We start from the raw sequence: 25726 nt of genomic DNA, 5'->3' as shown, positions 1-25726 counted from the left end.
TGTCTCTCTGGGAGACGGGGCAGCGTCGTGTTCGGGGCCTATCGCCGGACGATCGACCAGGGGCCGTCAGCACCAACCACGGCGTACTGCGTGCCCCCTGGGAGGGGGACACTGCCCTTGTAGGCGCCGACCTTGTTGGCGAGCAGCCTGCTGCGCCGGCCTCGCGAGTCCAACGCCCACACGGAGAAGTAGCCGTCGCCCGTGTAGCGGATGCGCAGAGTGTGGAGGCCGCGGCTCGGCTTGGAGAGACGGATCACGTCGTCGGTGTCGCCGGCCGTGGTGGTCGACCAGGAGCGCGCTTTGCCGAGAGGGAGAAGCTGGATTGTCCATGGGCCGTCAGCGCCGACCTTGAGCGCGGCCAGCCGGTTGCTGGTGTCGGTGTTGTAGACGGCGGTCCCCTCGTAGGAGCCGACGTGGTTGGCGAGGAGTTGCTGTTCCTTGCCGGAGCGGTCCAACCCCCAGACGGAGAAGTAGCCGTCCCCGTCGTAGGTGATTTTCGCGATGCCGGGCGTGGTGGTGGCGCGGATGCGCTGGACGTGGTCGCCGTCCCCGCGGTAGGTGGTCGCCGCGTCGGCCGGCGCGGCGATGAGGAACGTTCCGACCAGCGCGGCGAAGGCAGTGAGGACGCGTAAGCGCATGGCGTGACTCCAGAGACCAGAGAGATGGGCGAGGAGGAGACGCGCTCCTACCGGGTGAGGTGTACCGGCATAGCGAATGGGTCAGAGCTGATCGCCCAACGCCATCCGGCGGTGCGCCTCGATTGCTCGCTGATCGGCGTTGGCCCGGCCAAGACGCCGTGGCATGTCCAGAGATGAAATCCGAACAGGCGCATGCCGTCCTGGTCGCTGCCGCGTTGGCGAACCAGAGGTCGGCCGCTAAGCGGCGGAGCTGGTGAGGATGGATACGCTCGATGCCGGCAAGGTCGCAGCGGCGTTCGAGCATCTGATAGATGCCGCTCGGCGTCAGGGCCTTGCCGCGGGCACCGAGCCACATGTACGCCAACTCGGCCAGTTGGTGTTTGCCGTTCGCTGTGCGGTACTCGCATCATGGCGAACATGATCAAGAGAATCGAGTCCTCCCTCCACTGGTGAGCGCGGCGATCGAACCTGGACCGCTCGGACCCCAGATCAGCTTGTTCGACTACGCGATGCACCTGCACCGACAAGATCCGGACTCACCACTGCCACGCGACGGGGAGCCGTACCCCGACGATGAACTCCACCGTCAACAGGTCCAGCCACACCCACCTGAAGATCAGCGACTCAAAGGCGCAGACGTCGCCCGCATCCTGGATTCACACTTCGCCAAGCCTGATGCCCCGCCAAGCACACTCGCCGACGCGTTCCATGATGTCTACGTCCCCATCCATCACAACGTGCACATCGCCGCCGCGGCGCTGCGAGCGGACCGGGATCGGGTTCAGCAGACCGGGCGGTGGCTGGTGCGGCACAGCACCGACCGATGCGCGGGTGCCGTCGGGCTCGCGCTACTCGCCGCCGGCCGGGCGGAGGAGGACATCCCGCTGATCCAGACCATCGGTCTGCTGTCGAACCGCTTCGGCCCATTGGCTGCTCATGCTCTCCGACGCCGCCGCGGCGGCTCAGAGGCGCTGCAGTGGCTTGCCGAGCGAGTCACCGGCTGGGGACGGGTCTATGTCATCGAGGAACTCTGCCTTACGGGAGGTCGCGCAGCACGTTCGTGGCTACTGCGTCACGCCTGCGACGGCGACTACCTCAACGGCTACTTCGCCGGCCAGATTGCCACCGCAGCCCACCTGCATGAGGCGATCACCAGGGCTGACGCCGACGACGACTTGGTCGACCACACCGGCCGTCTACTGGCGATCATGGCTGATTGCTCCGGCATGGGCATGACCCTGGAGCACTATCCGCCCGCACCCACCGTCCTCCAAGCGCATGCCAATCACCTGAGAGGTCAGACACCGACCCTGAGCAGGTACATCAACACGGCAGTCATCGCCGACCACCTGGCACAGAAGCCACCGGAACAAGTCGGCTGCACCCTCGAACATCGAGACCGTGTCCTGCGGCACTACCTCGCGGTACTCAACCGAGAGGACTGGAGCGAAACGGCTCGGACCGAGCTCGCCTCGGACAGCTGGTTTGCAAGAAATGTGGCAGCACACCTGCGTCTCCAAGCGTTCACAAACGCTGAAACCGACGCTGGGACAGAGCCAGCCGAGTAGGTGACCACCCAACGCCTGCATTCTCCCAGCCTGATCACGTCCGGCCACTTTGGACAGCGCACCATGATCGAAGACGCGAGAAGCCCTGATCACCGAAATAATGACCAGGGCTTCCGCTGTGCGCTGCCGAGAGGACTCGATCCCCTAGCCTTCTGATCCGTAGGGCAGGGCAAGCACCTGGCGGGCCCGCCTTAGGGGTGTCTGAAACAGCAGGCTCAGCCCGTCATCATGTGATCAAGTAAGTCGGCGTTGCTGTACGGGTTGCTGTACAGCAACGCGTCACCCGTCGGCGTTCTCAGCAGGAGGGGCGGGCTTCTGCACATAGGTGCCTTTGCCATGAACGCTTCGGATGAGGCCACACTCGCGTAGCTCCTTCATCGCACGACGAACGGTCATCCTGGCTACGCCGTACTGCTCCGCGAGGTCCAGTTCTGAGGGGAGCCGCTGCCCACAGGCTTGAGCTCGCCTCGTTCGATCCTGGCCGCCGCGCGACTCCGCGTCAGCCGGTGGACCCTCTACACCCTGATCCGCTCCAACCAACTCCGAAGCTTCAAGGTCGGTCGCCGTCGCCTCATCGAGGTCGAGGCCCTGACCGAGTGCATCAAGATCCTGGCAGAGGTGGCCTGATGACGAAGACGACACTTGGCACACCGGAGGAAGAGCCCAAGCGCCGTACTGGCCGCCGCATCCGTAAGCGTTCCAACGGCGAAGGAAGCATCTGGCCGCGCAAGGATGGCCGCTATGGCTACGCCGCCTTCGTCCAGACAACGGCGGGCACCGTGAAGCGGGTTCAAGGCTCCGCTCGTACCCAGGAGGACGCAAGGAAGAAGCTGACCGAGCTTCTCCGCCAGGCCGACGAGGGCATCCCCGTCTCGTCCGAGAATTGGACGCTGGCCGACTTCCTGACGTACTGGCTCAAGCACATCGTCAGCCAGGAACGGCGCCCGAAGACGTACCAAGGATACGAGGGCGTGGTCCGCCTCCACCTCATTCCCGGCCTGGGCAAGAAGCGCCTCGGCAAGCTCAACGCCCAGGACGTCCGGCTCTTCGTCAATCGAGTCCGTACCGAGTGTCAGTGCTGCCGAAACGGCTGGGATGCCTCCCGCGACAAGCCCGTTTGCTGCGCTCTCAAGGCGGGAGCGTGCTGTGACTCTCGGCTCTCGACCCGCATGGTCCAGTCCATCCACGCCGTCCTGCGCAACGCCCTAGAGTGCGCCGTCCGAGAGGAGATCATCTCTCGCAACGTGGCCAAGCTGGTCAAGGTCCCTGTGCCCAAGTACAAGGTCAATCGCGGCCTGACCGTCCCCCAGGCTCGCGCAGTCCTCAAGGCAGCTCAGGATCACCGGCTCTATGCGCTGTACGCCCTGGCTCTCTGCCTCGGCCTACGCCGCGGGGAACTACTCGGGCTCCGGTGGGAAGACGTCGATCTCGAAGGCGGCAAACTCGAAGTGGTTCAGAGCCTCCAGCGCGTCGCCGGCCGCCTCCAGTTCGTCCGCCCCAAGACCGCCGACTCGGAACGATCGGTGCCGCTACCTCCTATCTGCGTGGAGGCCCTGAAGCAGCACCGTAAGAAGCTGTTCACGGAGCGCTCGGACCGCTGGGAGGAGTGGAAAGAACATGGCCTCGTCTTCCCGTCGCGCTGCGGCACTCCGATGGAGCCGGACAACCTACGCCGAAGCTGGGAAACCATCCGCAAAACCGCAGGGCTCGACGAGATGCGATTCCACGACTTGCGCCACACTTGTGTGACGCTCCTGCTGAACCTCGGTGTCCCGCCCCAAGTCGTCCGCGACATCGTCGGCCACAGCGACATCGAGGTGACCATGACGATCTACGCTCACGCGTCACTCGATGACAAGCGGACGGCCCTGGGCAAGCTCGGTGATGCCCTCAGCTGATCTATCCCTACTCGCTGCGCCTCAGCTCGTTTCGGCTGGGGCGCCTTCTTTCTGCTCGACCGCCTTCTCTTCGGCGGATGCCAACTCTGGCGCGCTGTTTAAGTCCTCATACGGATCTGGCCCATATAAACCAAGATCCCACCGGCATACATTGCGCAGCTTCCCCACCAAGGGGCCTACGAGGGAAGTAAGCTCCCTGGCCTCATCCCACTTTCGTGCTTCCAGGGCATCCTGGGCTGCTTCGCCTTCTTGAAGGAGTTGCCGCAGTACATCGCCAACAAGGGGATGCTGCGCGTGAACATCAACCTCAAAGACCAGATCTTCGAGCTCTGCCCTGACTGTGTGCAGTTCCTCCCTGAGGGGGTGCGGAACCTGCTTGTCGCCAACCGAAGTCGAAGCCTGCTCGGTGATCGCTTCGAGTTGCCGGCCGTATGCCGCGACCCGTCGTAACAAGGTGGCGTAGGTCTGTCGCCGTGCGTCCAGCCCCTGAACGGTGATGTCCCACTCGCGATCACGAGCTCTACGGGCTTGCTCTCTCTTGTGCTCGCGCGCCTCGGCTGCGGCCTCCTGGCGCGCCCGGAGAAAGACGGAAGCGATCGCGACCAGACTTCCGATCGCGGCGCCAAGAGCAGTCCCGATCACACCGATCCACTGAGGGGTCACAAATCCCGGAAGTTAGCTACGCATCTCCAACCCCGTCAATGATCGCCAGCGCTACAGTGGCCGACGTCGCTGTCAGCGGCTACTCGGGATGATCCCGCAGCCATGCTTCGATCAGCCGGGTCGCCAACCAGTGACCGTTGACGAAGGCGAAGTGCTCCGCCGAGACACCTGCGCCGGCGTGCGATCGCCGCCGTGGATCTGCTCCGTTGGCGAGCAGGAGCGCCGTCATGTCGACATGAAGCCGATCACCTGTTTGCGCGTGACCGTCCACTTCCACATCGATCGCGTGGTGAAGCAGCGTGAGTCCACCGTGTTCCTCGTGAACACTCAGACCTTCATCGAGGAGCCTCTGAAGCTTCTCAGCGTCCCCCATCTCGACGGCGAGATGCGCGGGAGTCATACCGTGGTCCAACCCATGCTCCATCGCGACGTTGCTGTCACTGTTGCTGTCAGAGAAAACCAAAAAGCCCCGAACGACAATCCGTTCGAGGCGTTTTTGCAGGTCAATGCTGGTGGTCAGGGGCAGGGTCGAACTGCCGACCTTCCGCTTTTCAGGCGGACGCTCGTACCAACTGAGCTACCTGACCCAGAGCGGTCCTGACGGGACTTGAACCCGCGACCTCCACCTTGACAGGGTGGCGAGCACTCCAAACTGCTCTACAGGACCTTGCGTTTCTTGCTGTTCTTGCCGTTTGCGCTCGTTTAGCTTACCAGCTTTTCGGTGGTCTTCGACCAGCCGTTTTCCGGTGCGCTAACCGCTCGCAGTGCCCCCAACGGGATTCGAACCCGTGCCGCCGCCTTGAAAGGGCGGTGTCCTAGGCCGCTAGACGATGGGGGCTCAGGATTCCCTGTCGCCTTCCGTCGGAGACCTCTGAAGCATAGGGGACGATTGCCCCTGATGCCAAAGTGGCTTACCGGCGGACGGCGATTGTGTGCCAGAGATCGGTCCCGTTGGCGACGGGGCGTTCGTTGGCTCCGGGGAAATCATACGTTGTGGGTCGGGCTCCACGTGACGCTGGATGTACACCGACTGCTCCCCCAGCCCGCCCAGCGTGATGTCGTCCCATGCCTGCATGCGCTTCGTCTCCCTGTCGAAGTACAGGACAGAGGCCTGGACGGGCGTGGGCTGGGCGTGTTCGAGGGCGCGCAGGCCGGCGCCGCCGGTCGAGCCCTGGACGAGGAGGCGGGTGCCCGAGGGGAGCATGGACGTCTTGCGGGCGTGGGTGTGGCCGGCGAGGATCATGGGGGTCGCGCCGGAGAAGCCCTTGCCGACGTCCGGGTCGTGTACGGCGATCACGTCCGGCTTGTTCACCTTGGCGAGGTGGGAGCGGGCGTAGTCGCCGAGCACGGTCGGGTCCGAGTCGGCGGCCACGGATTTGTCCGGGGTGAAGCGGAGGTCGCCCAGGCCGTAGATCTTCAGGCCTGCCACGGTCTCGGTGGTGTCGTCCAGGACGATGGAGTTCTTCTGCTTCTCGACCGCTTTCTGGGTGGTCATCGAGTCGTGGTTGCCGCGTACGTACACGTACGGGACCCCGAGGCGGCCTATCTCGTCCACGAACTTGTTCTCGGCCTTGGTGCCATGGTCGGAAATGTCGCCCGTGTCGATGACCATGTCCACGCTGAACTGGTCCTTGAGGGAGCGGATGACGTTCCAGGCGATGGGGTTGATGTGGATGTCGGAGACGTGCAGGACCCGGATGGTCTTGGGGTTGGCGTCGTACAGCGGCAGGGTGGAGACCGTGTCGTACAGCTTGGAGACGTTCGTGACGAGCTTGGTGAGTTGCGACCGGTACGACTCGAAACGGGAGACGATCGACTCGGCGCTGCCCACGAGCGACGGCGCGGCGGCGACGAGGCCCGAGTAGCGGGGCTCGACGAGAGAGCTGGGGCGGAACGTCACGGCCGCGAGGACCCCCGTGCCCGCCAGCGCCACGGAGGCGGCCAGAAGGCCCATCAGAGCCACTCTGGGGCGCCTGAAGACCATCAGGACTGCGATCAGCGCCCCGGCGCCCGCACAGAGCAGCGAGCGGATCACCAGCGCGCGTACTCCGTCGAGGAGGTCGTCCTCGATGAGCCCCGGCAGGCGGTCGGCCAGGCGCGGGTCCTCTATGAGGGCTTTGGCGCGTTCCTGGTCGATGTTCTCGAGCGTGATGCGCAACCGCAGCGGCGCGTCGTGCGTGCGGAACGTGAGCGTGCCGAGCGGGCTGGCGTCCACGATCGTCTCGCCGCTCCAGGCCGGCCGGAGCGACATGCCGGTCTCCACGGGCCCGATCTGAGCTCGTACGGTGCCGCTGAGGAAGATGCCCAGCCAAGCACCCACCGCGGCCACGAGGAGCACCGCCGCGCCCTTCGCCACCCTGGACTGAATGACTGCCTTTGACCTGTGAGCGAACTTCATACGCTTTCTTGCCTACCCGAAGGACGGGGCAGAATGGCAAGTGTGATCGAGGTTACGCGGGAGAAGTTCGAGGAACTCGTGGCCGAGGCATTGGACACGATCCCCCCGGACCTCACGCGCGCCATGAGCAATGTCGTCGTCACGGTCGTCGATGACCCGCCGGAGCCCCGCCTGCTCGGCCTGTACACCGGTGTCCCCCTCACGGAACGCGGCGACTGGTACTCAGGGGTCCTGCCCGACCGCATCGAGATCTACCGCAATCCGATATGCCAGATTTGCGATACGGAGGAAGACGTCGTCGCCGAGGTGCGCATCACGGTCATCCACGAGGTCGGCCATCACTTCGGCATCGACGACGCTAGACTTCACGAGCTGGGCTGGTAACCCTTTGCTTTTGGTTGACTTCTTTGGGTTGCGGCTTGCCATAATGATCGGGCACCTTAGGTGACGTAGCGAACACTGTAAGTCAGGCACAGCGGAGTCCAATGGGGGCCATGCGGGCAGGTCGTCCGCCGGGACGGCATCGCCGTGCTGAAGGGCACGCCACATATCGGGAAGTCATCGCACTCAGGGAGTTCAGAGCACTCTGGTACGGACAGGGCCTTTCCCTCCTTGGCGACCAGCTCGCCCAGGTGGCACTCGCCGTACTCGTCTATGACCGCACGCAGTCACCGCTGGCCACGGCGGCCGTCTACGCGCTGACGTACCTCCCGTCCATCGTGGGCGGGCCGTTGCTGGCCGGGCTGGCGGACCGGTTCGCGCGCAGGGCGGTGATGTTGACCTGCGACCTGATCCGGGCCGCGCTGGTGGCCGCGATGGCGGTGCCGGGCATGCCGTTCTGGGCGCTGTGCGCGCTGGTGTTCCTGGTGGTGCTGCTCAGCGCGCCGTTCTCGGCCGCGCGGGCGGCGCTGCTGCCCGAGGTGCTCGAAGGCGACCGGTACGTCATCGGCTCGGCGATTCAGAACATGACGAATCAGGCCGTACAGATGCTCGGTTTCGCGGCGGGCGGAGCGGTGATCGCGACCATGGGCCCCTACCGGGCGCTCGCTCTGGACGCGGCGACGTTCCTCGGCTCCGCGCTGATCCTCGTGTCAGGGGTACGGCGCCGGCCCTCCGCTACCCACGACGGCTCGAAACCGTCCATGTGGACGATGACCGCGGCGGGAGCCCGGCTCGTGTTCGGGTCGCGGAAGCTGCGGACGCTCGTCCTGTTCGCGTGGTTGTGCGGCTTCTACATCCTGCCTGAGGGCATCGCCGTGCCGTACGCGGCCAAGCTGTCCACGGGGACCCTGTTCGCCACGTGGACACTGCCGGTTCCGGTGATCACCGGGCTGCTGATGGCGGCGATGCCGACCGGGACGGTGCTGGGGGCGTTCCTTTTCAGCAGGTTCGTGCCGCCGCCGCGGCGGCTGCGGCTCATGGGGTGGCTGGCCATGCTGAGCTGCGCGCCCCTGATCGTGACAGCGCTGTATCCGCCGCTGGAGGTGGTGCTCGCCGCATGGGTGCTGTCGGGGGTCGGCGGGGCGTACCAGCTCGCGGCCAATGCCGCCTTCGTCCAGCAGGTGCCGGCCGAACGTCGCGGCCAGGCATTCGGCCTCGTGCAGTCGGGACTGATGTCCGTACAGGGGATCGGGATTTTGGTGGGCGGGTTCGCGGCGGAGAGACTCGGTCCTGAGCCGGTGGTCGCGCTGGCCGGATTCACCGGCCTGATCTGCGCGGCCGTGCTGGCCCTGTTCTGGACCGAGCCTCGCGAACGCGTGCCCGCCGCGGCCTGATCACGACTGGGGCTTCTGCTCGCCGCTCCAGTCCGTCCTGCTGCGGTCCTGCTGCTTGTGGATGAGGTCCTGCACGATGGAGGTGTCGCTGTCCTCTTCGGGCATGAGGAGCCAGCCGATCGCGTACACGCCGACGCCCAGCCCGCCGAACAGCGTGGCGATCGCAAGCGCGATGCGCACCAGGTTGGCGTCGATCCCGACGAACTCGCCGATGCCGGAGCAGACGCCCGCGATGATCCTGCCCTTGTGGGTCCGACGCAGCTTCTTGACGTTGTATTCGCTCATGTCTCAAGACTGCCCGCAGGCCCGGTGTTAGCACATCAGGATTCCCCCTGGTAGAACCCTGGTAGCCCCCTATGTGATGAAGGGACCCGCGATGGACGACCTGCTCCGCCTGGACGACCGGCTCGACGCCGACCAGCGGCTGATCCGCGACACGGTCAAGTCGTTCGTCTCCGACCGCGTCCTGCCGCACGTGGGCGACTGGTTCGAGGAGGCGGTCTTCCCGGCGCGCGAGCTCGCGCCCGAGCTCGGCGCCCTCGGGCTGCTGGGGATGCATCTGCAGGGGTACGGCTGCGCCGGGACGGACGCGGTGTCGTACGGGGTGGCGTGCCGCGAGCTCGAGGCCGGCGACTCGGGGCTGCGCTCCTTCGTGTCGGTGCAGGGCTCGCTGGCTATGTTCCCCATCTGGCGGTACGGCTCCGACGAGCAGAAAGAGGAGTGGCTGCCGCGGATGGCGGCCGGTTCGGCCATCGGCTGCTTCGGCCTGACGGAGCCGGACTATGGCTCCGATCCCGCCAATATGCGGACTTATGCCAAGAAAGACGGATCCGACTGGATCCTCAACGGCTCCAAGATGTGGATCACCAACGGCTCCATCGCCGACGTCGCCGTGGTCTGGGCGCAGACCGACGAAGGCATCCGCGGCTTCGTCGTACCGACCTCCACCCCCGGCTTCTCCGCCCCTGAGATCCACAAGAAACTGTCCCTTAGGGCCTCGGTCACCTCGTCCCTCTATTTCGACGACGTACGCCTGCCCGCCTCCGCCGCCCTCCCGGACGTCACCGGCCTCCGCGGCCCCCTCTCCTGCCTCTCAGAGGCCCGCTTCGGCATCGTCTGGGGCGTCGTGGGCGCCGCCCGCGCCTGCCTGGAGGCCGCGGTGATCTACGCGAAGAGCAGGGTCCAGTTCGACAAGCCGATCGGGGCGTTCCAGCTGACGCAGGAGAAACTCGCCTGGATGTACGTCGGCGCCGCCCAGGCCCAGCTCACCGCCCTCCATCTGGGCATGCTGAAGGACGCCGGCCAACTGGAGCCCCGGCAGATCAGCTTCGGCAAGCTGGCCAACGTACGCGCCGCCCTGGACATCGCCCGCCAGGCCCGCTCAATCCTGGGCGGGAACGGAATCACCCTGGAGTACCCTGTGATCAGGCACATGAACAACCTGGAGTCTGTGCTGACGTACGAGGGCACCCAAGAGATTCACACGCTGGTGCTGGGGGAGGCGCTGACGGGTCTGGCCGCTTACCGGTGATGTAGGCGTCGCGGGTTGGGCGGTAATCTCTGTACCCTTGCTGTTGCGAGGGGCGTTAGCTCAATTGGCAGAGCTGCGGACTTTTAATCCGTAGGTTCCGGGTTCGAGCCCCGGGCGCCCTACCACCCCCACCTGCGGTTCCTTCCCTTATGAGAAGGTTTCTTGCTGATCGTGAGACACATGTGGGTCACACCTGGGTCACTTGGTCAGGCCGCCTTCCGGAGGTTGCGGCCGGTCCTGCGCGCCTTGCCCAGCACCAGCCGCGCGATCGCCTGGGCTGAGCGGTGATACACCTCTGGCAGCACCGAGGTGTAGATGTCGGAGGTCACCACGATGCTGCCGTGTCCGAGCGTGCCCTGCACGACCCGCAGGTCGGAGCCGCAGGCCAAGGCGAGGGTGGCGGTGCCGTGGCGCAGGTCGTGCAGCCGGATCGGTGGCAGGCCGCTCGCGCGGACAAGGTTTCGGAACCGGACGGTGAGATAGTCCGGTCGTAGGGGAGATCCGTCCACCCGCGTGAAGATCGGGCCTGTTTCCCGCCAAGCGTCGCCCAGTCGCCGCCGCTCGGTCTGCTCGTGACGGCATAGCAGGCGAACCGTCTGCGGGTCCAGGGCGATGATCCGCTGGCTGGCGGCGCTTTTCGGCGGGCAGGCGATCAGGCCGGCGTCGGTGTGCACCAGTTGCCGGTTGACGGCGAGTTCTCGCCGGTCCAGGTCCAGGTCGATCCAGCGTAGCCCGGCTGCCTCTCCGCGGCGTAGCCCGCGCAGCGCGATCAACTGCCACAGCACGTACAACCGATCGTGTCGGGCGAAGGCGAGGAACTCGGCCAGTTGGTCGGCGGTCCACACCGCCACCGTCGGGTGTTCGCCCTCGCGCCGCCAGGCGGCCACCCGCCGGTCGGTCCACACCTGCGGATACGGCCGGGAGGACGCGGGCAGCCGGATCAAGCGTGCCGGGTTGGAGGCGATCAGGCCCTCACGCACTGCGGCGTTCAATGCCGCGCGCAGCGTGGCGCGGATGCGGTGCAGGGTGGAGGGCGCGATCGGCTTGCCGTAGCGGGTGCGCCGTCCGGCGAGGGCGGCGAACATGCGGCTGAGGTCTAGGGTTGTGAGCTGGGCCAGCTCGATCCGGCCCAGGTACGGGATCAGATGCAGGCGTACGTGATCGGCGTAGCCTTCGCGGGTGCTGGGCCGCAGTGCTTGCTGAGCCTGTAGCCAGCAGCGCAGCCATCGCGCCACCGTGTATCCCGCACCCAGCCCGCCGTCCCGATCGGCGACGATCATCTCACCACCCGCGTGGTAAGCCTGTTCGGCAGTGGTGAACCCGCCACGCCGGAGCCGCTCGCGACGCCCGGCTGGGCCACTTACCTGGACTGCGAAGTACCAGCTACCGTGCCCGTCCTCGTCCAGCCGCACGCAGCGTCCGCCCAGCTGCCTACTCGTACGCGCATCGACGCATCCACATCGCTTGTACACCACGATGCGATCCTGGCGATGTCTCATTGTCCCGTCCTTTCTTGATCGCCGTTAAGGGCAGGACAACACCGACATCGCCCGCCGACAACCAGGCGAGAGCAAAGACCCAGGACGAGCTACCAAACGGATCCACACGGACCGGGCCTCGATCATCCGGCTGGTCGACGCGGTGCCGGCCGAGCAGACCAACGAATAGATCGAAGCCCGCCGCTACTTGGGCGCCGACGGCTACGCCGCCCAAGCTCGCCTTCCCCGGGCGTCGTGAGACTAGAGAAAGCCGCGACCAAAGATCGCTAGTCGCCTGGGGCGTCGGGGTCGGTGCTGGCGAAGATGGTGTTCTGTTCTCTGATCCGCCTTTGAGTCAGGGCACGTTGCCATTTCCCGCTGGTGGTGCGGGACAACCAGCCCGGCCGCACCGGGTGAACGCGCACGGCCGTCAGAGCCAGGTGATCGGCTATCAACTGGCGGATTTCCGTGCAGACGACGGACGGGTCGCAGCTAGGGGTGATTTCGGCGACGACCACGACGTGTTCGTTCTCGGCGTAGGCGACGCACCGGCCGCGATGCACACCGGCCTGCCGGGCGGCGAGGTCTTCGACGTCTTCGGGGAAGTAGTTCTGCCCCCGCACGATGATCATTTCCTTGGTCCGGCCGGCGATGAACAGGTCACCGTCGAGTTGGAATCCGAGGTCGCCGGTGTGCAGCCATGGGCCTTCGAAAAGTGCGGTGGTGGCGGATCGGTTGGCGTAGTAGCCGGAGGTCACGCAAGGACCGCTGATCTGGATCTCGCCGACTTGTCCCGGCGCACAGTCGGCTCCGGTCGCATCGATGAGTCTCAATCGCATGTCCTGGACCGGGCGGCCAACGCTCACCAGTGGTTTGGCGGCTGGATGGTGGGGAGCCACCAGCGCGCACCGGCCATGGTCGGAGAGTTCCATCCGGTCCACGTGGATGATGCGCGGGACGGTCCCAGGTTCGGGAAACGTGATGGGCAGGGTGGCTTCGGCCATTCCATACACCGGGAACATCACAGACTCCGATACTCCCGCTGAGGCGAAGCATTTGGTGAATGCTTCCACGGTGGAGGCCTTCACCGGTTCGGCGCCGTTGAACGCCAGCCTCCAGCGGGAGAGGTCAAGGTTGGACAGAAGCTCGGGGGTGGCGGCGGCCACGATCCGGTCGTAGGAGAAGTTCGGCCCCATGAGCAGGGTTCCACCGTGGTCGGACAGGAGTTGCAGGACGCGGGCCGGCCGCCGGATGAAGGCCAGTGGAGGTAGGACCTGGGCACTGCCACCAGCCATGAGCGGCGCCAGCAAGCCGAACAGGCCCATGTCGTGGTAGTGCGGCAGCCAGGTCACCATCGTGTCCTGCCAGGTCAGGCGCGCGGAGGCGACGATCGACCGAAGCGCGGCTTGCACGGCCGAGTGCGGCAGCATCACCCCTTTCGGATGGCCCGTGCTGCCCGAGGTGTACTGCAGGACGGCCAGGTCACCCTCGGCGACCTCCGGAAGCCGACCGGGTGGCGCGGCCAGGTTCGCGTCCAGCACTACAAGGCCGGGGGACATCCGCTGGAGGGCGTGCGCGATGTCGGAGTAGTCCTCATGCACGACGAGGTAACGCATCCGAGCGGCACCGACAACGAGCGCCAGCCTCTCGGCAGACCGCTCGGGTGTCCCGCCCACCGCGCTCAGCATGCTGGCTGCGGCGCCAGCGCGCACCACGCCCAGCAACCCGAGCAACACCTGAGGGCCGGTGGGCAGCAGCAGTCCGACGACCTCGCCCGGTTTCACTCCGGCGGCCACCAGCCCGGCCGCGAATCGCTCGGATTCGCGGTCCAGGTCGGCAGCCGTGAGCCGCTCTCCGGAACCGGGGAACGACACCGTCACACCAGGGTCCAGCAAGGACGCCGCTTCGGCCAGGGTGGCACAGTCCAGAGCTCGGCCCCTGTCGCCTCCACTACTCATCACATGACCTCCTGCAACCGCACCAGGAGCGGCTCAGAGGGGGTGACGCTGGTGCCGTTAGGCGATGCATCGCCGATGTGCGGGCCTGGTGGAGCATGGAGGCTGAAGCGGTGCAGTACGGCAGCGGCGATCAGCTTGGTCTCCATTGTCCCCACGTGGATACCTGCGCAGAGCCGTCGCCCTGCGCTGAACGGAGTCATCGCGAAGCGGCCGCGCCTGGTGTCGGTTGAGGCGAACCGCTGGGGTCGGAATTCGTCTGGATCGGCGAAGGACGCAGGATCGCGCTGTGTGTCGGCGATGGAGTAGAACACTTCAGTGCCGGCAGGTAGCAGTGTGTCTCCGAAGACCAGGTCCGTCTCGGCTCGGCGCGGCAACCAGAACAACGGCGGGTGCAGCCGCGCGGTTTCGGAGAAGACAGCCTCCAAGAGCTGTGAGTCGCCTGGCTCCGAGGCAGCGAGATCCCTGCGAACGGCGCTCTGCTCTGCCGGGTGGCGAGCGAGCAGCCACAACAATCGAGCCGAAAGATACGCCGTTGTCTCGAATCCAGCGAGAAGCAAGATCGCAATGTGACTGGCGATCTCCTCATCCGTCGGAGGACCGGGCAATGCGCGCAGGCGCGCCACCAGCCCCGCCACCCCGTAGCTCCGCTCGTCCTCCACGGCGTGTGCCCGGTCGACTGCGGTCAACAAAAGCGCGCGAACCCGGCGACGGCTCCGGGCGATGTCACGGATCAGACGATCTCCGCCGGGCGTGCCGAGCTCGAGATCGGGCGCTTGAAGCGTGGTGAACAAACCAAGGAGTTCCGATGCCTCCGAGGCCGACAGCCCCGCGAAGACAGCCGCCGCGACCTCAAATGTCACCTTTTTGGTGAAAGCGTGCAGGTCGACGGGCTCATCGACGGGCAGTGCCGGGACGACGCGGTCGAGGATCTCGCCAGCCACCGAGGCGTACTCGGCCGTCGCCTTCCGGTTCAGGACCGCCATCAACGCTCTGCGGGCTGCTCTGTGCGGTTCATCGTCAAGGTTCAGCAGCCCTCTGCCGAACCGCTCACCGAAGATCAGGTCCCAGCCACGAGCGTGGGACAGCTCCGAGTCGGCGGCACTGAAGAAGTGCTCGGCCATGGCCGAGCCACGTAGGTAGATCCGCGATCCAGGAACCGGGCAACCGCTCATCGGGAAGCCACCTGTGAGACACAGATCTGCTCCACCAGGCCGTTGAGGGTCGGGGGGGTCATGAAGATCCGCGGATCCACTTCCTCCTCCATGCCGAACGCCTCTTCCAGCGCCAACAGCAGTTCCACTCGATCGATCGAATCCAGGCCCAGTTCGGCGGCGATGTGCTCCTCGCCGCTGATCGGCCCGGTCAACTCCGGCCGGATGCTGCGGACCGCTGCCACCAGGACCTCAAGGATCGCTTGGCTGTCCGTTTCCTGGGCACTCAACAAATGCCCTCCCAGACGTAGGGTTTCTCGCCCTGATGGTTACCCTGTGTAGATGTATCAAAACTCAGAGTCAAGGGATGGGTATGGGCTCACTGTCGGGTAAGACGGCACTGGTCACTGGCGGATCTCGCGGTATCGGACGATCCATCGTCGAAAGGCTCACAGCAGAAGGAGCACAGGTCGCCTTCGGCTACCGCCAAGCCACGGATGCGGCCCACGAGGTCGCGGCCGCCACCGGCGCACGGCCGATACAAGCCGATATCGGAGTAGCCTCCGACGTCGCCAGCCTGTTCGACCTGGCCGAGCAGTTTGTCGGGCGCCTCGACATCCTGGTGAACAACGCCGCGGTCTGGCTGCCTGGCGGACGGATCGAAGAGGCCAGCGAAGCAACCTACGAGACAGTGATGGCCGTCAACGCCAAAGGCACATTTCTTGCACTCCAGCACGCGGCAATCCGCCTCGCCGACGACGGCCGCGTGATCAACATGTCCTCGATCGGCACGCAGCGCCCGGCCCCGGGCAACGCCATCTACGCGGCCAGCAAGGCCGCCGTCGAGCAGTTCACCGCCATCGCCGCTCTGGAACTAGGAGTACGCCGCATCACGGTCAACTGTGTCGCCCCCGGCGCCACCGACACCGCCATGCTCGAGCAATCGCTCCCGCAAAAGCTCCACGCACGCGCCGCACGCAACACCGTCCTGGGCCGTCTGGGAACTGGTGACGACATCGCCGGCATCATCGCCTTCCTCGCGGGCCCCGATGCCGGCTGGATCACCGGGCAGACCATCAGCGCCACCGGAGGCCTTCTTTGACCCGGATCCACGAGTAGTCACCGAGTTGCGAGCTGAAAGGCCCGCCACTCGAGTCCGCGCCCGCCCGGATCGCCACCCACGCCCGCCGCCTCCAGGTGCGCCTGCCGCCCAGAGCGCGACTCCTCAGCACGCTCCTGAACCGGCTCGCCCTCCTGCCCGACCCCCGGCTGACCAGCACCAACCCACCCCTTCGATCCGGAAACCCCCGAGGCCCGTGGAACCTCCGCCCACCGCAGCGACAGACGGCTCACAGGACTGCCCGGCCCACCAGGAAAGCAAGATCGAAACCGACCAGAACGACGATCACGGGCCATTCGTGGATCTGACTCTGAAGATCGCTCCACCCCTGCCGGCGTCGCCTGGCCCTTCGCCGCCCAGCCCGCCACCAAAGGATTACCAAGCAGCCACAGACGCTGATTACTCTACGTGCTTAACTGACCACTGTCCGTACTCGACGGTTCTGCGGCAGAGCAATGCGCATGGGACCGGACCTGCGATTCTCCGGGACATCAAATGGAAAACTTTCTAGCAGATGATTCGCCAGAAACGTCAACCTACGACTACATCGTCGTCGGCTCTGGGCCTGGCGGCGGATCTGTCGCCGCGAATCTCGCCGAGGCCGGCTTCTCAGTGCTCGTTCTCGAGGCGGGTCCGCCCAGCGGTAACGAGGTCTACCGGGACGTTCCCATATTCTTCGCACAGGCCACCGAGGACCCTGAGGTGGCCTGGGAGTTCTGGGTTCAGCATAACGACGGGGGCAAAGCCGCTCACGGTGACATGTGGGTCGACGAAAAGAACGGCGTCCTCTATCCCCGAGCGTCGGCCCTCGGCGGCTGTGCCATTCATAATTCCGGCATCATCATGTACCCAGCGCACAGCGACTGGGACGACATCATGGAGTTGACGGGTGACAATGGATGGCACCACGAAGCCATGTGGCAGCACTGGCAAAAAGTGCTCGAATGGCAGGCCGTTTCCTCCAAGAACCCGTTCGCCCAGCTGGAGTCTCCGCGAACCGATCCTGGCAGCCTGATCACGTCACTTGAGGGCCCGAACTGGTTCCTCAAGTCAATGGGGGACGCCGAACGTTCGGGAGAGCTCAATGACAAGGACAACGTCGGCACCGCAGGGCCCTGGAACCTCCAGATCGGGATCAAGGCCGGCGTGCGCCAAGGTGTCCGGGATCGCCTCATCTCGGCCGAGCGAAACTGCCCGATGCTCGAAATCCAGTGCGATGCATTGGTAGAGAAAATCCTCTTCGAGCCCGGGCAGACAGCCCCTAGGGCGGTAGGCGTCCAGTTCCTGAACGGACGTCATCTATACGAAGCTTCACCGAAATTTCAGGAAACGACCGAGGAGGAGCGGGCAACTCTTCGACAGGTGGTCCGAGCTCGTCGCGAGGTCATCATCGCGGGCGGCACCTACAACAGCCCGCAGATCCTCATGTTGAGTGGAATCGGCCCCGCCGACCACCTGCGGGCCCACGGCATCGAAGTCCTCGTCGACTCACCTTGCGTCGGCACCAACCTGCAGGACCGGCGTGAAATCTCAGTCATCGACCGCTACCCCCTACCGGAGCTGGCGGAAAATCGCTACATAGGCGCACTCATCAAGTCGCTCAGCCCGACAGGACCACGGCTGAGCGTCTGCCTGTCCGGGTGGCGGGCCGACCCAGAGAATTCTCAGCTGGGCCAGTTCGGCATTCCCTGCATCACCTATCGCACCGAGGGCGCCGACGGATCCGCCACCAACTGCGTCACGATAGGGGTGCCTATCCAGTTCCGGGCCCACCACCCGGACTGGGTCAAGGAGGCGTTCGCACACGTCGGGCAGTCCTGGACCTGGTTGACGCTCATGGGGTACACCGGGGACCGGAACGGCTACGTGCGCCTGCGTTCAGGCGACCCAATCCGCTGTCCGGATATCAACTTCCGTGCGTTCGGCAACGGTGCGGGTGGAGAAAAGGACCTTGCCGCACTGACACAGGCCATCGAGATGTGCCGCGAGCTGAATCGCGTCGAACCCGGCGAAGGCGAGATCTTCCCCGGCCCCGACGTCCAGGATCTCGGAGACTTCATTCGTAAGGAGCACTACGGCCACCATGCGGCGTGCTCCAACCCGCTCGGAAGGACCATCGATGACTCGGTCGTCGACAGCTCCTTCAGGGTCCATGGAGTGGAAGGGCTGCGCATCGTAGATGCTTCGGTATTTCCGAAGATGCCCGGCCTGTTCCTTATCGCAGCTGTCCAAACCCTCTCTCAGAAGGCCAGTATCGACATTCTTCGTGATGCAGGCGACTAAAAAACGACGCAACGGTGTGTTATCGGAGAGTCACAACGGAAAGGATCCTCCATGTTCACCAAGCTTCAAGAGCGCAAGATCAACCACTTCTTCAACGTACTCGACCCGGATGGGGCCGGCGCGCTGACCTTGCCAACAATCGTAGCCATCGGTGACCGCTACGCCCGGATCCGCGGCTATGCCCCCACTTCCGCCGAGGCGCAGCGCCTGCGCGCGGCTCTGGAGCACTGGTGGAAGACGGTCCTGTGCCCCATGGACGCCGACGGCGACCATCGAATCACCCGCGAGGAGGTCGCGCAGAGGGTGGCGGCGGCGCTCTCCGACGTCAAGGGAGCCGAGGCGTTCCGTGGTGCCGGCGACGCGTTCTTCGAGGTCGCCGACGCCAACGGGGACGGACGCCTGATCAAGGACGAGTATGTGGACATCTTCGCCGTCGGGTGCGGGCTGGCGCGGCGAGACATGATTCAGGCGTTCCAGCGCCTGGATCTCCAAGGTCGGGGCTACCTGGACCTGGACGAGTGGCGCAACTTGGTCGAAGAGTTCTTCACGAGCACGGACTCCGACGCCCCTGGAAACTGGCTCTACGGCACCTACTGAATCGACCATTGCCGCCGCGAGCTGTGGTGAGCTCGGCGACGGCGAGCTGGCGGCAGAGCGCGATGGCGGCCTGTGGGAGGAGTGCCCCCTCGTCGGCCAGGAGGTGCCGGAGGTGCCGCGGACGGTTCGGCCGCTGCCGCCGAACTGCTCTCCGATCCGCGCCGAGGCTGCGGCGACCTGGCCGCGCACGTTGGCCCAGTCAGCCAGCAGGAGGTAGAGCTGCTACGGGTCGGGGTGCAGCTGCCCGACTGCGCCTGCCGATTATGCCATCCGCGCAGGTCATCCGGCTTTCGCGGCTCTACCAGCGGCACCTGGCCGATCTGCTGGCCAGGTGCCGCGACGTGGTCGTCGAGCTGTGCGTGGCGGCCCCATCCCGGATTCGCTCGTTCTGAACGATCATCACAGGTCCGTTGGAGACCGAGTCAAACCCCTCCCGGACCGCAAACCATCCGGGATATCAGCTCGCCAATCGGAGGTAAAGTAAGAACGGTCAAGGGATACTATCCGCCCCGTGGTTGCTCGTTCGATGCTCGTCGGCACCTGATACGGCATAACACCGGGCGGCATTCTTGGACATTTCGAGTGCGGGCAATGCATGACACCGCAACACAATGAGACACGATTCGATAGTGGCCGGCATTTAAAACGGCGACTTTTAATCCGTAGGTTCCGGGTTCGAGCCCCGGGCGCCCTACCACTTTCCCACCTGGGGAAATACCCCCTCCGGTGATCGCCCGCGGGCGCGCGTTGACAGCACAAAATGACAGCGCAGACCATTTGCGGACCCTCGCGGAGATACGCGGAGCGGCGAAGACTGCGCCGTCACCGTGAGCGTCTCGCCGTCGCGCTGCGCGCCCGACCTCTCGGGTCGCCTACTATCAGCGTTCGACCCGCTCCTCTACGCTGTCGCCCAGGGCTCCCGGTCGGCGTCCAGAGGAGCACCGTCGATCGGGGAAGGATCGGCCCCTGCGGCTCATGTAGGCGGGGCCGTGCTCCAGGAGGAGACCCGGAGCGTCCTGCAAATCCAACCAGGTCAGAGACGGCGCGGCACGCTTTACAACGCAGTCAGAAACTAGTCGGCTAACGTCTTGGCCAGGACACTCAAGAGTGTCGACCGTCCCTCGCCGCGCCCGCAGCGCAAACGCCCGTTTTCGTGGCTGGTGAGGGTGGGCGGCGATTCGCGTCCGTCCGCGACACCGATCCGGGCGAGGCAAGTAACGTGTTCCCTGTACTTGCCTCACAGATATCTCGGAGTCTTCAGGCATGTCAGGTGCAGGGGGCAGCGGCCCCCGCGTCGGCCGTCAGTGGGCGCAGTGCTGCCAGTACCTCGCTCAGGGTCCGGCCGACGGACCGCCGTCCGGGCCCTGAGCTGCGCAGCGCGCCGTGAGGCCGTCAGGCTGTCCTGGTGTCGGGCACAGAGCCGGGCACACCGTCAGACCAATCAGCTACTCCGTCGGCGCGGTGGTCGGTGCTGCCGTGGCCGCGATCTTTTTCGCACTGGCTCCACCACCCGAGATTCCTGCTGTCCGGGTCCTGTGTGGTGTCCCATGCCAGTTTCAGCGCACCGCAGTACTCGTCGTCGGGGAGATACATATGCGGCGGCAGCGGGAACAGGCCTATAGCGCCCAGAGCGGCGTAGACGAGCAGTTTGGCCGCAATCAGATCCGCGGAAGAACCCTCAGGTAGCGCAGGGGCGGGGAAGCGGGACCGGCGTGGGGGTCTGGCTCTCGGACATGCCGTCACCATGGCATAGGGGTGTTGCCCCGTCACCATGGCCGCTTCGCGGACGGCGCCCTTCCCCTGGTCTCCTGCGTCGTACCTCGCTGGTCTGCCGCAAGTGGGGTTCAGAACCACGGCTCGATGCACCTCTGGGGATTCCGGGCCCATGCAGAAGGGATGAGCGGCGGACGCGCCGGCCGATACCGCGCCACGGCTGCCGCTGCCGGGGAACGCCGACCACCTCCTGGTGCTCACCGCGCTTGAAGGACAGGGCCGCGAACCTCGCGCTTATGGCTGCCCGGTTCAGCACCGTGCCTTACCTGCCTGACAAGATCATATCGCTCTGACCTGTGAGAAGGGGTCAAGAACCCAAGATAAGTGCAGCCCGCACCGCATCTCGCCACAGCCGGTGCAACCAAGGGGTGGCAGCTCAGGCGCTTCCTTGCCCTCCACTCAACCCGAGGCACCAGAGTCTTCACCGATCCCGGAGCGGTTCAACCTGGCGCCGCGACAGCACGGCCGCCGACGAGTTGGTCATGCGCGGCCCGACCCCCGTCGATCGGATCAGGGAACTGATATGAGAGCAGTGCTCTTGAATTTCTAAGCTCAATGAGAGAGCATTGCTCTCGCAAGGAAGCAACAGTCTCAATGAAGGAGACACACCATGGGTAGGCACGTCATCGCTGGAGCCGGGCAGGTCGGCAAGCACCTCGCAGCGCACCTTCTCGCCCAGGGCCACGAGGTCACCGTGATCACCAGGTCCGGCAACGGCCCCGCCGGCGTCGAGGTCATCGCGGCTGACCTCACCGACCGCGACCGGCTCACCCAACTCGTCAAGGGCGCCGACGCCCTGCACAACTGCGCCGGCCCCGCCTACACCCGCTGGGCCCAGGACTGGCCCTCACTGGCCGCCGCGCTACTGGCCGCCGCCCAGAACACCGGCGCGGTACTCGTCACCGCCGGCAACCTCTACGCCTACGGACCCGTCACCGGGCCGATGACCGAGGACCTCCCCCTCGCCGCCACCGGTACCAAAGGCCGCGTCCGCGCCCGGATGTGGACCGACGCATTGGCCGCGCACCAGGCCGGCCGCGCCCGCGTCACCGAGATCCGCAGCTCCGACTACTTCGGCCCCGGCGCCAGCGACCAGACCCCCGTCGGCACGCGCTTTGTGCCTTCGCTGCTCGCCGGTAAGCGCACATCCTTCCTCGGCAACCCCGACCAGCCCCATTCCTGGACCTACCTACCCGACGTCGCCGCCGCCATGGCCATCGCCGCCGTCGACGAACGCGCCTGGGGCCGCGCCTGGCACACCCCCACCAACCCCGCGCTGTCGGCCCGCGCACTGGCCGAACAGCTGTGCGAACTCGCTGCGGCGCCCGCGCCGCGCCTGAACCGCCCCCCGGGCCCGATCCTGCTCGCCCTCGAACTGACCAACCCCGTCATCCGCGAACTGAAAGAAACCCGCTACCAGTTCGACCGCCCCTTCATCGTCAACTCCTCAGCCTTCGAGAACACCTTCGGCCTGACCGCCACCCCACTCCACGCCGCGCTCCAGGCCACGATCAGCGCCACATGAAACACCCGACAATCGCCCAACCAAACATCCGCGTGGCAGTTGGAGGGGCACGCCGTTGTAACGGTGGCGTCCTGAGCCGGCCCGACCGGCTCGCCCAGATCACCCGCGAACGCGACGACCTGGCCCGCCGCCTGACCGATCTCCAGGCGGACACGCAAGTGTGACGAGCACCCGTGTGCCGGCGACCGGTTAGAGGGAGCAGAGAGAGCCGGAGTCCTCAGCGGGGGCTGCCGGGGCGGCGAAGAGGGCGACCAGATGGCGCACCGAGAGCCAGGCCCCGCCGGGATCGCCTACGGGCAGGTCGAGGGTCAGCTGGTAGCGGGTGCGCCGGCCGATCCGCTCGTGTGGCCACCCAGTGCGCGCAGACCCTGAACCCCATGCTGCCCGAACTCGGGAGCAACGACGCCGTCATCGTGGCCGAGGTCGCCGACCTGGACGAAGCCGCCACCAATGCCGTCTGGGAGCGCTCCGCAGAACACAGCGCCACCGCGGCGAAGACATCGCCCGCCGCCTCCTCGTCGGAATTACCAGCATCAACGACGCCCTCGTGTTCTCGATGAACCCCGCGCTGCCCTTCGGCGGCCGAGGCGACAGCGGATACGGGCGCAAGCACGGTGGGGGCTCCGCGAGTTCGCATACCCACACTCCTCCTCCGCCAAGACCGGCCCTGCTCAGCTCTCAGTCTCGAGCTTTGACAGGCCGGCCCACACGATGGCGGCAGCCCGCGCCGCCCCAGGGTGACTTCCGCCAGGTCGCCGGTCATCTCGCGGGTGACGTGCAGCCGGTCCGCCTCGGCCTCGGCGGCGCTCTCCCGCTCGGCTAGGCCGTGTTTCGAAAGATCACGTGTGTGAGGCGTGTCGGTGATCGTTGAACGAAGAGGTCTCCGGTAGTTGGTTCAACGACCAAGAAAAACGAAATACCGGAGACCTCGTGGCCAGCGTAGTGGTGACGAGGCGGCACGACCTCACTGACGCGCAGTGGGCGGCGCTGGAGCCGCATCTGCCTTGCCGCATTGGGCAAGGGGCGTCCGCCGAAGTGGAGCAGGCGGCAGTTGATCGACGGGATCCGATGGCGGATCCGGACCGGGGCGCCGTGGCGGGACGTGCCGGCCTGCGACGGCCACTGGTTCACCGTGTACGTGCGATGCACCCAGCCCATTCACTGGCTCGGGAAGGTCATACAGGCCGTTGAGACAGAAGAGAACGGCCGGCTCGGCGAGGTGGCCCACGGTGAGCAGGCAATCTGTAGTGCGGCCACGAGAGTTCTGCCGTGCCTATCCTCGGGAGGGTGTGGCTGGGTTGCGAACCGGCCACGAATACTGTGAGCCATGAACACGAGACGACAGCTCGGGGAGTTCCTTCAGTCAAGGCGTTCCCAGCTCCGGCCTGAGGATGTGGGGGTCGCCACCTACGGTGGCCGGCGCCGGGTCCCCGGGTTGCGCCGGGAGGAGCTGGCGCTGCTGGCCGGGGTGAGCGTGTCGTACTACTCGCGGCTGGAGCAGGGTCAGGCGTCCAACGCGTCTCCTGAGGTGCTGGACGCGCTGGCCGGGGCGCTGAACCTGGACGACGCGGAACGCCGGCACCTGCACGAACTGGCCACCGGCAGCCGCCGCCGGGGCGCCAGGCGCCGGCCGGCGCCCGAACGGGTCAGCCCGGCGACGCGTCAGCTGATCGCGACGCTGGGCGACGTGCCCGTGGTGGTGCTCGGCCGGCGCAGCGACGTGCTGGCGTGGAACACGCCGGGACACGCCTTGTACGCCGGCCATCTGGCCCCGGGTGCTCCGGACACACCGCGGCAGCGGCCCAACATGGCATGCCTGGTGTTCCTGGACGCACACACCCGTGACCTGTACGCCGACTGGGCCGCCAAGGCACGTGCCGTGGTGGCGACCCTGCGGATGGCCTCCGGGTGGCACCCGGACGACCCGCTGCTGGCCGCGCTGCTCGGGGAGCTGACGGTCAAGAGCCCGGAGTTCGCCACGATGTGGGCCGACCACCGGGTCAAGACCGGCGGCGACGCGGTCTACGAGATGCGGCACCCGCTGGTGGGCACCATGCAGGTGACCCAGCAGACGCTGCGGACCGCCGACGAGCAGGCGGTGGTCGTCGCCACCACCGAACCGGAGTCGCCCTCACACTCCGCGATGACGCTGCTCGTCCACAGCGCGCTCACCGGGCGTGCCTCCATCGCCCAGGACCCTCGGCGCGACGCTCCGGCGCGGACATGACCGGCTGACTCCTTCCCCACGCTTTCCCAGGTGCTCCGGACAGAGCGCCCGATGTCGCACGCCCGCGAACCCCCGTTCGCGAAGTCATTCGTTCGCGAAGCCATTCGGAAAAGGACCAGCAATGCGCAACAGAATGCTCACCCTCGCGGTCGCCGCCGTGGCAGCCGGGATCGGTCTCGTGACCGTACCGCCGTCGAACGCGGCGACGATCACCACCGCATCGTCCCCCTCGACCGCGCAGGCTCGCCCGTCGGCTGCGCCGCCGGTGACGTCACGGATCGCGGTGCACTTCGACCTGGCGAAGGGCCAGCTGCCGGAGAACATCGCGCTGGGCCCGGACGGCACGGCCTACGTCACCTTCGCGACCGCCCGGCAGGTCGCCGCGATCAGCCCGGCCGGCGCCACCCGGATCCTGGCGACCCTCCCCGCGCCCGCCGACGGCGGCGCCGACACCCCGGCCCTCGGGTTCGCGCTCACCACCGGCATCGTGCGCACCGCCGACGGCACGCTGTACTTCCTGTACGCCAGCGGCGACGCCGCGACCACCGGCCTCTACCGGCTGCGTCCCGGCCAGGAGCCGCGACGCATAGCCGCGCTGCCGGCCACCGGGCTGCCCAACGGCCTGGCCTATGACGAGCCGGCGAAGACCTTCTACCTCACCGACTCAGTGCACGGCACCATCACCACCGTGCCCCTGAACGGCGGCCACGCCCAGGTCTGGTCCTCGGCACGAGAACTCTCCGCCACCTCATTCCTCGGCGCCAACGGCATCAAGGTGCGTCATGGCGCAGTTTGGGCCACCAACCTCGACCGGGGCACCCTGTTGCGGATCCCGATCAACCGAGGCCGTCCCGGAGCCGTCCGGGTCAAGGCCGCCGGGCTGGCCGGCATCGACGACCTGGCCTTCGCCGGAACCGGCGACGACCAGGTCATCGCGACCCTCAACGCGCCGAACAAGGTCGTCCAAATCGATGCGGACGGCCGCGCGAAGACACTCCTGACGACCGCCGCCGGGCTGCAGAACCCGACCTCGGTGGCCGTACGCGGCCGTACCGTCTACGTGCTCAGCGCCGCCTACACCACCGCCACCGACCCCAACCTGGTGCTGGCCACCCTGCCGCGCCGCTGACCCTTGGAGACGCA

General features: G+C 66.3%; 26 protein-coding genes and 4 tRNA genes. 17 read left to right on the top strand and 13 right to left on the bottom strand.

Annotation, left to right across the window (positions count from 1 at the left end; translation table 11 throughout):
• Positions 1–38 precede the first annotated feature (38 nt).
• Positions 39–638, bottom strand: a complete 600-nt coding sequence (locus ABZX61_RS53200; RefSeq protein WP_355207581.1) for a hypothetical protein — start codon at positions 636–638, stop codon at positions 39–41.
• A 449-nt stretch (positions 639–1087) separates the two neighbouring features.
• Between ABZX61_RS53200 and ABZX61_RS53195 the strand changes: the two genes are divergently transcribed.
• Positions 1088–2206: a hypothetical protein gene (locus ABZX61_RS53195; RefSeq protein WP_355207578.1), complete on the top strand. Its 1119-nt coding sequence runs from the start codon at positions 1088–1090 to the stop codon at positions 2204–2206.
• Between the two features lie 279 nt (positions 2207–2485).
• Here ABZX61_RS53195 and ABZX61_RS53190 read toward each other — a convergent pair whose 3' ends face one another.
• On the bottom strand, positions 2486–2602 hold the full coding sequence (locus ABZX61_RS53190) for a hypothetical protein (protein ID WP_355207575.1): 117 nt from the start codon (positions 2600–2602) through the stop codon (positions 2486–2488).
• Between the two features lie 60 nt (positions 2603–2662).
• Between ABZX61_RS53190 and ABZX61_RS53185 the strand changes: the two genes are divergently transcribed.
• Both ABZX61_RS53185 and ABZX61_RS53180 read left to right on the top strand, forming a co-directional pair.
• Positions 2663–2833 (top strand): helix-turn-helix domain-containing protein, encoded by a 171-nt coding sequence (locus ABZX61_RS53185; RefSeq protein ID WP_355207572.1) that lies wholly within the window; start codon positions 2663–2665, stop codon positions 2831–2833.
• Entirely contained in the window at positions 2833–4104 is a 1272-nt protein-coding gene (locus ABZX61_RS53180; RefSeq protein WP_355207569.1) for a site-specific integrase, read from the top strand. The genes ABZX61_RS53185 and ABZX61_RS53180 overlap by 1 nt, the downstream gene beginning before the upstream one ends.
• Before the next feature lie 21 nt (positions 4105–4125).
• On the opposite strand, the gene ABZX61_RS53175 is transcribed toward ABZX61_RS53180, so the two are convergent.
• The 6 genes from ABZX61_RS53175 to ABZX61_RS53150 all read right to left on the bottom strand — a co-directional run bounded on the left by ABZX61_RS53175 (position 4126) and on the right by ABZX61_RS53150 (position 7123).
• Complete coding sequence (locus ABZX61_RS53175; protein WP_355207566.1) at positions 4126–4767, bottom strand: hypothetical protein; 642 nt, start codon at positions 4765–4767, stop codon at positions 4126–4128.
• Positions 4768–4846: 79 nt separating this feature from the next.
• Positions 4847–5191 (bottom strand): ankyrin repeat domain-containing protein, encoded by a 345-nt coding sequence (locus tag ABZX61_RS53170; RefSeq protein ID WP_355207563.1) that lies wholly within the window; start codon positions 5189–5191, stop codon positions 4847–4849.
• Positions 5192–5277: 86 nt separating this feature from the next.
• A tRNA-Phe gene (locus ABZX61_RS53165) sits at positions 5278–5354 on the bottom strand.
• A 5-nt stretch (positions 5355–5359) separates the two neighbouring features.
• Positions 5360–5434 (bottom strand) — tRNA-Asp (locus ABZX61_RS53160).
• A 98-nt stretch (positions 5435–5532) separates the two neighbouring features.
• Positions 5533–5605: transfer RNA gene (locus tag ABZX61_RS53155), tRNA-Glu, on the bottom strand.
• Positions 5606–7123, bottom strand: a complete 1518-nt coding sequence (locus tag ABZX61_RS53150) for a metallophosphoesterase (protein ID WP_355207560.1) — start codon at positions 7121–7123, stop codon at positions 5606–5608. It abuts the tRNA gene before it with no gap.
• Positions 7124–7207: 84 nt separating this feature from the next.
• On the opposite strand from ABZX61_RS53150, the gene ABZX61_RS53145 reads away from it, so the two are divergent.
• Complete coding sequence (locus ABZX61_RS53145; protein ID WP_350737642.1) at positions 7208–7549, top strand: metallopeptidase family protein; 342 nt, start codon at positions 7208–7210, stop codon at positions 7547–7549.
• Between the two features lie 101 nt (positions 7550–7650).
• On the top strand, positions 7651–8940 hold the full coding sequence (locus ABZX61_RS53140) for an MFS transporter (protein WP_355207557.1): 1290 nt from the start codon (positions 7651–7653) through the stop codon (positions 8938–8940).
• Here ABZX61_RS53140 and ABZX61_RS53135 read toward each other — a convergent pair whose 3' ends face one another.
• Positions 8941–9225: a PspC domain-containing protein gene (locus ABZX61_RS53135; protein WP_350737558.1), complete on the bottom strand. Its 285-nt coding sequence runs from the start codon at positions 9223–9225 to the stop codon at positions 8941–8943.
• A 91-nt stretch (positions 9226–9316) separates the two neighbouring features.
• Between ABZX61_RS53135 and ABZX61_RS53130 the strand changes: the two genes are divergently transcribed.
• Both ABZX61_RS53130 and ABZX61_RS53125 read left to right on the top strand, forming a co-directional pair.
• Positions 9317–10471, top strand: coding sequence for an acyl-CoA dehydrogenase family protein (locus ABZX61_RS53130; RefSeq protein WP_355207555.1), 1155 nt, complete (start codon positions 9317–9319; stop codon positions 10469–10471).
• 49 nt (positions 10472–10520) lie between these two features.
• Positions 10521–10596 (top strand) — tRNA-Lys (locus ABZX61_RS53125).
• Between the two features lie 81 nt (positions 10597–10677).
• Here ABZX61_RS53125 and ABZX61_RS53120 read toward each other — a convergent pair.
• The 4 genes from ABZX61_RS53120 to ABZX61_RS53105 all read right to left on the bottom strand — a co-directional run bounded on the left by ABZX61_RS53120 (position 10678) and on the right by ABZX61_RS53105 (position 15348).
• Positions 10678–11751: a tyrosine-type recombinase/integrase gene (locus tag ABZX61_RS53120; RefSeq protein ID WP_355207552.1), complete on the bottom strand. Its 1074-nt coding sequence runs from the start codon at positions 11749–11751 to the stop codon at positions 10678–10680.
• Between the two features lie 485 nt (positions 11752–12236).
• Positions 12237–13829 carry an AMP-binding protein gene (locus ABZX61_RS53115; protein ID WP_355207550.1) on the bottom strand — a complete coding sequence of 531 codons (1593 nt, stop codon included), beginning with the start codon at positions 13827–13829 and terminating at the stop codon, positions 12237–12239.
• Positions 13830–13906: 77 nt separating this feature from the next.
• On the bottom strand, positions 13907–15028 hold the full coding sequence (locus ABZX61_RS53110) for a cytochrome P450 (RefSeq protein WP_355207547.1): 1122 nt from the start codon (positions 15026–15028) through the stop codon (positions 13907–13909).
• Positions 15029–15075: 47 nt separating this feature from the next.
• The gene (locus tag ABZX61_RS53105; RefSeq protein ID WP_355207545.1) at positions 15076–15348 is read right to left on the bottom strand and encodes a phosphopantetheine-binding protein; all 273 of its coding nucleotides are present in this window, start codon (positions 15346–15348) and stop codon (positions 15076–15078) included.
• An 83-nt stretch (positions 15349–15431) separates the two neighbouring features.
• On the opposite strand from ABZX61_RS53105, the gene ABZX61_RS53100 reads away from it, so the two are divergent.
• From ABZX61_RS53100 to ABZX61_RS53055, 10 genes are all read left to right on the top strand, one after another.
• Positions 15432–16160, top strand: coding sequence for an SDR family oxidoreductase (locus ABZX61_RS53100; protein WP_355207542.1), 729 nt, complete (start codon positions 15432–15434; stop codon positions 16158–16160).
• 513 nt (positions 16161–16673) lie between these two features.
• Positions 16674–18461, top strand: coding sequence for a GMC family oxidoreductase (locus ABZX61_RS53095; RefSeq protein WP_355207540.1), 1788 nt, complete (start codon positions 16674–16676; stop codon positions 18459–18461).
• A gap of 51 nt (positions 18462–18512) precedes the next feature.
• Positions 18513–19058, top strand: a complete 546-nt coding sequence (locus tag ABZX61_RS53090; protein ID WP_355207537.1) for a hypothetical protein — start codon at positions 18513–18515, stop codon at positions 19056–19058.
• 263 nt (positions 19059–19321) lie between these two features.
• A complete protein-coding gene (locus ABZX61_RS53085) occupies positions 19322–19450 on the top strand; it encodes a hypothetical protein (protein ID WP_355207535.1) in 129 nt (42 codons plus the stop codon).
• Between the two features lie 1991 nt (positions 19451–21441).
• The gene (locus tag ABZX61_RS53080) at positions 21442–22356 is read left to right on the top strand and encodes an NAD-dependent epimerase/dehydratase family protein (protein WP_355207532.1); all 915 of its coding nucleotides are present in this window, start codon (positions 21442–21444) and stop codon (positions 22354–22356) included.
• Between the two features lie 173 nt (positions 22357–22529).
• The gene (locus ABZX61_RS53075; protein WP_355207530.1) at positions 22530–22916 is read left to right on the top strand and encodes an aldehyde dehydrogenase family protein; all 387 of its coding nucleotides are present in this window, start codon (positions 22530–22532) and stop codon (positions 22914–22916) included.
• The gene (locus ABZX61_RS53070; protein WP_355207805.1) at positions 22814–23179 is read left to right on the top strand and encodes an aldehyde dehydrogenase family protein; all 366 of its coding nucleotides are present in this window, start codon (positions 22814–22816) and stop codon (positions 23177–23179) included. The genes ABZX61_RS53075 and ABZX61_RS53070 overlap by 103 nt, the downstream gene beginning before the upstream one ends.
• A 189-nt stretch (positions 23180–23368) precedes the next feature.
• Positions 23369–23680, top strand: a complete 312-nt coding sequence (locus tag ABZX61_RS53065) for a transposase (RefSeq protein WP_355207527.1) — start codon at positions 23369–23371, stop codon at positions 23678–23680.
• Between the two features lie 3 nt (positions 23681–23683).
• Positions 23684–24583: a helix-turn-helix transcriptional regulator gene (locus tag ABZX61_RS53060; protein ID WP_355207524.1), complete on the top strand. Its 900-nt coding sequence runs from the start codon at positions 23684–23686 to the stop codon at positions 24581–24583.
• Positions 24584–24704: 121 nt separating this feature from the next.
• Positions 24705–25712 (top strand): hypothetical protein, encoded by a 1008-nt coding sequence (locus tag ABZX61_RS53055; protein WP_355207521.1) that lies wholly within the window; start codon positions 24705–24707, stop codon positions 25710–25712.
• Positions 25713–25726: the final 14 nt, after the last annotated feature.

Origin of the sequence: Nonomuraea sp. NPDC003709, from assembly GCF_040610775.1 — a bacterium.
Taxonomy (GTDB): Bacteria; Actinomycetota; Actinomycetes; order Streptosporangiales; family Streptosporangiaceae; genus Nonomuraea; species Nonomuraea angiospora_A.
The sequence above is the reverse complement of the archived record's forward strand: the minus strand, read 5'-3'. Positions and strand labels throughout refer to the sequence as shown.

Coding starts and splice junctions, on each gene's coding strand:
- ABZX61_RS53200 (WP_355207581.1), bottom strand. CDS start 638: ATGCGCTTACGCGTCCTCACTGCCTTCGCCGCGCTGGTCGGAACGTTC.
- ABZX61_RS53190 (WP_355207575.1), bottom strand. CDS start 2,602: ATGACCGTTCGTCGTGCGATGAAGGAGCTACGCGAGTGTGGCCTCATC.
- ABZX61_RS53180 (WP_355207569.1), top strand. CDS start 2,833: ATGACGAAGACGACACTTGGCACACCGGAGGAAGAGCCCAAGCGCCGT.
- ABZX61_RS53170 (WP_355207563.1), bottom strand. CDS start 5,191: ATGGAGCATGGGTTGGACCACGGTATGACTCCCGCGCATCTCGCCGTC.
- ABZX61_RS53140 (WP_355207557.1), top strand. CDS start 7,651: ATGGGGGCCATGCGGGCAGGTCGTCCGCCGGGACGGCATCGCCGTGCT.
- ABZX61_RS53135 (WP_350737558.1), bottom strand. CDS start 9,225: ATGAGCGAATACAACGTCAAGAAGCTGCGTCGGACCCACAAGGGCAGG.
- ABZX61_RS53130 (WP_355207555.1), top strand. CDS start 9,317: ATGGACGACCTGCTCCGCCTGGACGACCGGCTCGACGCCGACCAGCGG.
- ABZX61_RS53120 (WP_355207552.1), bottom strand. CDS start 11,751: ATGATCGTCGCCGATCGGGACGGCGGGCTGGGTGCGGGATACACGGTG.
- ABZX61_RS53110 (WP_355207547.1), bottom strand. CDS start 15,028: ATGGCCGAGCACTTCTTCAGTGCCGCCGACTCGGAGCTGTCCCACGCT.
- ABZX61_RS53100 (WP_355207542.1), top strand. CDS start 15,432: ATGGGCTCACTGTCGGGTAAGACGGCACTGGTCACTGGCGGATCTCGC.
- ABZX61_RS53095 (WP_355207540.1), top strand. CDS start 16,674: ATGGAAAACTTTCTAGCAGATGATTCGCCAGAAACGTCAACCTACGAC.
- ABZX61_RS53090 (WP_355207537.1), top strand. CDS start 18,513: ATGTTCACCAAGCTTCAAGAGCGCAAGATCAACCACTTCTTCAACGTA.
- ABZX61_RS53085 (WP_355207535.1), top strand. CDS start 19,322: ATGCCATCCGCGCAGGTCATCCGGCTTTCGCGGCTCTACCAGCGGCAC.
- ABZX61_RS53080 (WP_355207532.1), top strand. CDS start 21,442: ATGGGTAGGCACGTCATCGCTGGAGCCGGGCAGGTCGGCAAGCACCTC.
- ABZX61_RS53060 (WP_355207524.1), top strand. CDS start 23,684: ATGAACACGAGACGACAGCTCGGGGAGTTCCTTCAGTCAAGGCGTTCC.
- ABZX61_RS53055 (WP_355207521.1), top strand. CDS start 24,705: ATGCGCAACAGAATGCTCACCCTCGCGGTCGCCGCCGTGGCAGCCGGG.